4 protein-coding genes and 1 riboswitch are annotated in these 4,749 nt (G+C 70.5%); of the genes, 2 read left to right on the top strand and 2 right to left on the bottom strand.

Annotated elements, in window-relative coordinates; all coding sequences use genetic code 11:
- Positions 1 to 150 precede the first annotated feature (150 nt).
- Together V7067_RS11745 and V7067_RS11740 are read right to left on the bottom strand one after the other, a co-directional pair.
- Positions 151 to 858 carry an alpha/beta family hydrolase gene (locus tag V7067_RS11745; RefSeq protein WP_334176091.1) on the bottom strand — a complete coding sequence of 236 codons (708 nt, stop codon included), beginning with the start codon at positions 856 to 858 and terminating at the stop codon, positions 151 to 153.
- Positions 859 to 951: 93 nt separating this feature from the next.
- Positions 952 to 2,184: an O-succinylhomoserine sulfhydrylase gene (locus V7067_RS11740; RefSeq protein ID WP_334176090.1), complete on the bottom strand. Its 1,233-nt coding sequence runs from the start codon at positions 2,182 to 2,184 to the stop codon at positions 952 to 954.
- Positions 2,185 to 2,343: 159 nt separating this feature from the next.
- A riboswitch (SAM riboswitch) is annotated at positions 2,344 to 2,421 on the bottom strand.
- A gap of 159 nt (positions 2,422 to 2,580) precedes the next feature.
- Here V7067_RS11740 and V7067_RS11735 point away from each other — a divergent pair.
- A complete protein-coding gene (locus tag V7067_RS11735; RefSeq protein WP_334176089.1) occupies positions 2,581 to 3,675 on the top strand; it encodes a 2'-deoxycytidine 5'-triphosphate deaminase in 1,095 nt (364 codons plus the stop codon).
- Positions 3,676 to 3,813: 138 nt separating this feature from the next.
- Positions 3,814 to 4,290: a secondary thiamine-phosphate synthase enzyme YjbQ gene (locus V7067_RS11730; protein ID WP_334176088.1), complete on the top strand. Its 477-nt coding sequence runs from the start codon at positions 3,814 to 3,816 to the stop codon at positions 4,288 to 4,290.
- Positions 4,291 to 4,749 lie beyond the last annotated feature (459 nt).

Raw genomic sequence — 4,749 nt, 5'->3', positions numbered from 1 at the left:
GCGGCGTGCAGCCGCGCCGGGTGACGAGACCGGCGGCGTGCAGCCGCGCGGGATGAAGAGGCCGGCGGCGTGCCGCCGCACAGGGGATGCAGCGACGCCGCGTGCAGCCGCGCTGCCGGTGAAGGCCGGCGGCGCGCTTTCTGCGGCGCCTCAGCCGACCATGTCGGCGGCGACCTGCGCGGCGGCGCGCAGATTGCCTTCCCACGTTGCCGGCGAGCCGCCGCGCGGGGCCAGATCGTGGCTGCCGTCCTCGCACCACAGCACGCGGACATTGTCCGGCAGCTTCAGGGCGGAAATCTCGTCATAATTGCCAAACGGGTCGCGCTCGCCCTGTGCGATCAGGGCCGGGCGCTTCAGGCCCAGAACCGGGGCCAGCCGGGCTTCCTCGCTGTCGCCCACGGCATCGCCGGGGGCGTGGAAGGGATAGCCGAGGCACACGACCCCGGCCACGCGCGGGTCGAGATCGCCGGCGCAGCCGAGCATGGCGGCCACGCGCCCGCCGAGCGACTTGCCGCCGATCAGCACCGGTCCTTCGGTGCGGGCAAGGCAGGCCTCAAGGGCGGCGCGGAATTCGCCGACCAGTCTGGCCGCGGCCGGCGGCGGCCGCTTGCGCCCGCTCTGCCGGCGCTCGGCCATGTAGGCAAATTCGAAGCGATAGATCGTCAGCCCCGCCAGAACGGCGTGCTGGGTGAAGCGGTTCATGAACGAGGAATCCATGGCCGCCCCGGCGCCGTGCGCCAGCAGCAGCGTGCCGAGCGAGCCGGTGGGCGGCACGCTCACCAGAAATTCCACCGGCGCGCCTGCCTCCGCCGCGGCTGCCGCCGTGTCGTGTTCCGCCCCGGTTTCCTCGCCCGTCATCGCCTTCTCCCGCCTTCCGGCCCCGGCCCCGCCGCGTGGCCGGATCGCTCAACAGCGGGGCCCCGGCGGGGCCCCGCAACGTCTCAGACAGTCTCAGCCTGCCGCAAGCGCGGCCACGGCCGCAAGGCCGGCGTCGACATCCTCGATCAGATCCTCAACGTCTTCCAGCCCGACCGACAGGCGCAGCAGCCCGTCGCCGATGCCCAGCGCGGCCCGCGCCTCGGCCGGCAGGCTCTGGTGCGTGGTGGTCTGCGGATGGGTGATCAGGCTCTTCGCATCGCCGAGATTGTTGGAGATCCGGATGAGTCGCAAGGCGTTGCAGAAGGCGAATGCGGCGGCCTTGCCGCCCTCCACCTCAATGGCGATCAGCGACGAGCCGCCCTTCATCTGCCGGGCGACCAGCGCGGCCTGCGGGTGATCGGGCCGGCCGCAATAGACGACGCGCGCCAGCCCCGGCCGGCCGGCCAGATGATCGGCAAGGCGGGCGGCGTTGGCGCTCTGGCGCTCGACGCGCAGCTGGAAGGTCTCCAGCGCCTTCAGCAGCACCCACGCATTGAACGGCGAGATGCACGGGCCGGTCTGGCGCAGGAAGTTGTGCAGGTTGTCGGCAATCCACTGCTTCGACGACAGGATGACGCCGCCGAGGCAGCGGCCCTGACCGTCGATGTGCTTGGTGGCCGAATAGACCACGACGTCGGCGCCGAGCGTCAGCGGCGACTGCCACAGCGGGGTGGCGAACACGTTGTCGACGATGACGGTGATGCCGCTCTCTTTGGCGATCGCCACCACGCCGGCGATGTCGATCACCTCCAGCGTCGGGTTGGTCGGGGTCTCGAAGAAGAACGCCCGCGTCTGCGGCCGCACCGCCGCGCGCCAGGCGGCGAGGTCGCGGCCGTCGATCAGCGTGGCTTCGATGCCGAGCCGCGGCAGCAGGGTTTCGATGACCCACACGCACGAGCCGAACATGGCCCGCGGCGCCACCACATGATCGCCCGCCTTGAGGAAGCAGAGCAGCGCCGAGGTCACGGCCGCCATGCCGCTGGCCACCGCGCGGGCCTCCTCCGCCCCTTCAAGGGCGGCCATGCGCGCCTCGAACATGGCGGTGGTGGGGTTGGAGAAGCGCGAATAGATGAAGCCCGGGTCCTCGCCCTTGAAGCGGGCCTCGGCAGCCTCGGCGGAGGGGTAGACGAACCCCTGCGTCATGAACAGGGCTTCGGAGGTCTCGTTGAAGGACGAGCGCAGCGTGCCGCCGTGCACCAGCTCGGTGGCGGTGCGATAGCGGCGGGGGGCTTCGGGACAGGCAGTGTCTTCGGCAGTCTTCGTCATGGGTTGTACCTCCGGGGCGCCCGATCAGGCATCAAAAAACCCGGCCGACAAATGCCGAGCCAGGTCAACGAGGCCGTAACGGGAGACGGTTGCGACGAACAACGGGCGCTACACCTGCTGCCCCTTCGCCGCGCCGTCGTGGTGTTGCACCCGTCCGGGATGTATGCCCACTCGGCCTTTTAGCGAGTTGTTTAACGTGGCTGCAAGCCGGCCGGCCAAATCACCACGGGGTTCGCTGGTATTAGTCCCGCTGCCGGCCCGCGTCAACGCCGCGCATGCGGCCCGGCGGCTCCGGTGTTGCGCGGGGCGGCGCGGAAAGCCGGCCGCACGGCCTTCACGGGGCAGCGAAAATCGGTTATTGCGACCCGATTCGCCGGCAGCAGGGAACGTACCGACATGAGCGAGGCGGCAGGCATTCTGCCCCGGCAGGCGATCCGGGAACTGGCGCGGGCCGGCATCATCGCCGGCGACCATGCGGTCGGCGAGGACCAGCTTCAGCCGGCCAGTCTCGACCTGCGCCTCGGCCGCATCGCCCATCGCATCCGGGCCAGTTTCCTCACCGGGCCGGGGGCGACCGTCGCCGACAAGCTCGCCCGCCTGACGCTGCATTCCATCGACCTGTCCGCCGGGGCGGTGCTGGAAACCGGCTGCGTCTATCTGGTGCCGCTCGACGAGCACCTCGCCCTGCCGGGCGACATCGCCGCCGCCACCAACCCGAAGAGCTCCACCGGCCGTCTCGATGTGTTCACCCGCGTCATCACCGACGGCGGGCAGGCGTTCGACACCGTGCCGGCCGGCTATCACGGCCCGCTCTATGCCGAGATCAGCCCGCGCACCTTTCCGGTGCTGGTGCGGGCCGGTTCGCGGCTGTCGCAGATCCGCTTCCGCCGCGGCGAGGCGCGGCTTGGCGACAGCGCGCTGGCGGCGCTGCATGCCGCCGAGGGCATTGCCTTTCCGGGCACGCCGGTCATCGGCGACGGGCTGCACCTGACGATCGATCTTGAGGGCCGCGGCGACGGCGCGCCGATCGGCTACCGGGCCAAGCGCCACACCGGCGTGGTCGACATGGACCGCAAGGCCGGCTGCGATGTCTACGATTTCTGGGAGCCGGTGACCATCCGCGGCACGGCGAGCCTGATTCTCGATCCCGACGAATTCTACATCCTCGTCTCGCGCGAGGCGGTGCACGTGCCGCCGATGGTGGCGGCCGAAATGGTGCCGATCGACCCGCTGGTCGGCGAATTCCGCGTGCATTATGCCGGGTTCTTCGATCCCGGCTTCGGCCACGGGCCGGCCGGCGGCGCCGGGGCGCGGGCGGTGCTGGAGGTGCGCTCCCACGAGGTGCCGTTCATCCTCGACCACGGGCAGGTGGTGGGCCGGCTGGTCTACGAGCACATGGCCGCCCGCCCCGAAACGCTCTACGGCGAAGGCATCGGCTCCAACTATCAGGCACAGGGCCTCAAGCTTTCCAAGCACTTCCGGCCGGTCTGAGACCGGTGCCGGGGGCCGGCACGGTATTTTATCGTTGCGGCCTGCGTGCGGTTCCGGTTTCTTCTCTGTCGTCGGCCGTCGCGGCTGCCGGGCTTTCCCCCGGCGCAGACGGCCGGGCGGAGACAGGAGCGGGACGGAATGTCGGGGTCTGAATTCGAAGGCACGCACCCGCGCACGGTGTTCGGTCCCGCGCCGGTCGGGCGGCAGGCGATCGCGCGCATGGACGTGATCACGCAGGGTCGCAGCCTGACGGCCGTGACGGATCCCATCAATCGCTGGCTCTCCTCGGTTCAGGCGGTGGAGGGGCTGCTGACGGTGTTCCTGCGCCACACCTCGGCCTCGCTGACGATTCAGGAAAATTCCGACCCCAACGCGCGCGACGACCTGCTCGATGCCTACGACCGTCTGGTGCCGACGGAAGGCCACTGGCGTCATTCCCTCGACGGGCCGGAGGATATGGCGGGCCATGTGAAGTCGGCGCTCACGGGGGTCAGTCTGGCGATCCCGGTGGTGCACGGGCGCACCGACCTCGGCACCTGGCAGGGCATTTTCGTTATCGAACACCGGCTGGAATCCCACCGCCGCGACCTGACGCTGCACTATATCGGCACCTGATACCGGCCCCTGAAGCCCCGCCACGGAAGAGACCGGTGCATCGCGCCGGCTGCGCGCAGATGTGGATATTGTCGCAGGCAGCGACGTGGCGTTGCAGTGCGGCGCAGACTGCGTCACGCTCCGATTGTACGCGTGCCGCACGGATCTGCTTCCGGCGGTACAATGCGCATTTCGGGGGCTTCTTGCGGGGAAAAGATGGGCGCGGACGGCCATCGTGTGCACCGCAGTCCGTTACGCCAGCTGCGCCGCAGCCACCGGCCGGCGGCCGGCGGGCTGGCGATGCTGCGCGAACCGGCCACCGGGCTGCCGGGGCCGCTGGCCGGCAGCGGTGCGGGGTCTCTGCCGGCAGGCGAAACCCCGCCGCACGGCCGCGCGCCGGCGGCTGCGGGGCGGCCCGAAACCGGACGGCCCGAAACCGGACCGCCTGAGACAAAGCGGGACCTGACAGAGCGGGACCTG

Source organism: Pseudoxanthobacter sp. (genome assembly GCF_036822375.1).
GTDB lineage: Bacteria > Pseudomonadota > Alphaproteobacteria > Rhizobiales > Segnochrobactraceae > Pseudoxanthobacter.
This window is presented reverse-complemented; position numbering and strand designations above follow the sequence as displayed.

Excerpts from the sequence above, each read along its gene's own strand:
- V7067_RS11745 (WP_334176091.1), bottom strand. The coding sequence starts at position 858 with ATGACGGGCGAGGAAACCGGGGCGGAACACGACACGGCGGCAGCCGCG.
- V7067_RS11735 (WP_334176089.1), top strand. The coding sequence starts at position 2,581 with ATGAGCGAGGCGGCAGGCATTCTGCCCCGGCAGGCGATCCGGGAACTG.
- V7067_RS11740 (WP_334176090.1), bottom strand. The coding sequence starts at position 2,184 with ATGACGAAGACTGCCGAAGACACTGCCTGTCCCGAAGCCCCCCGCCGC.
- V7067_RS11730 (WP_334176088.1), top strand. The coding sequence starts at position 3,814 with ATGTCGGGGTCTGAATTCGAAGGCACGCACCCGCGCACGGTGTTCGGT.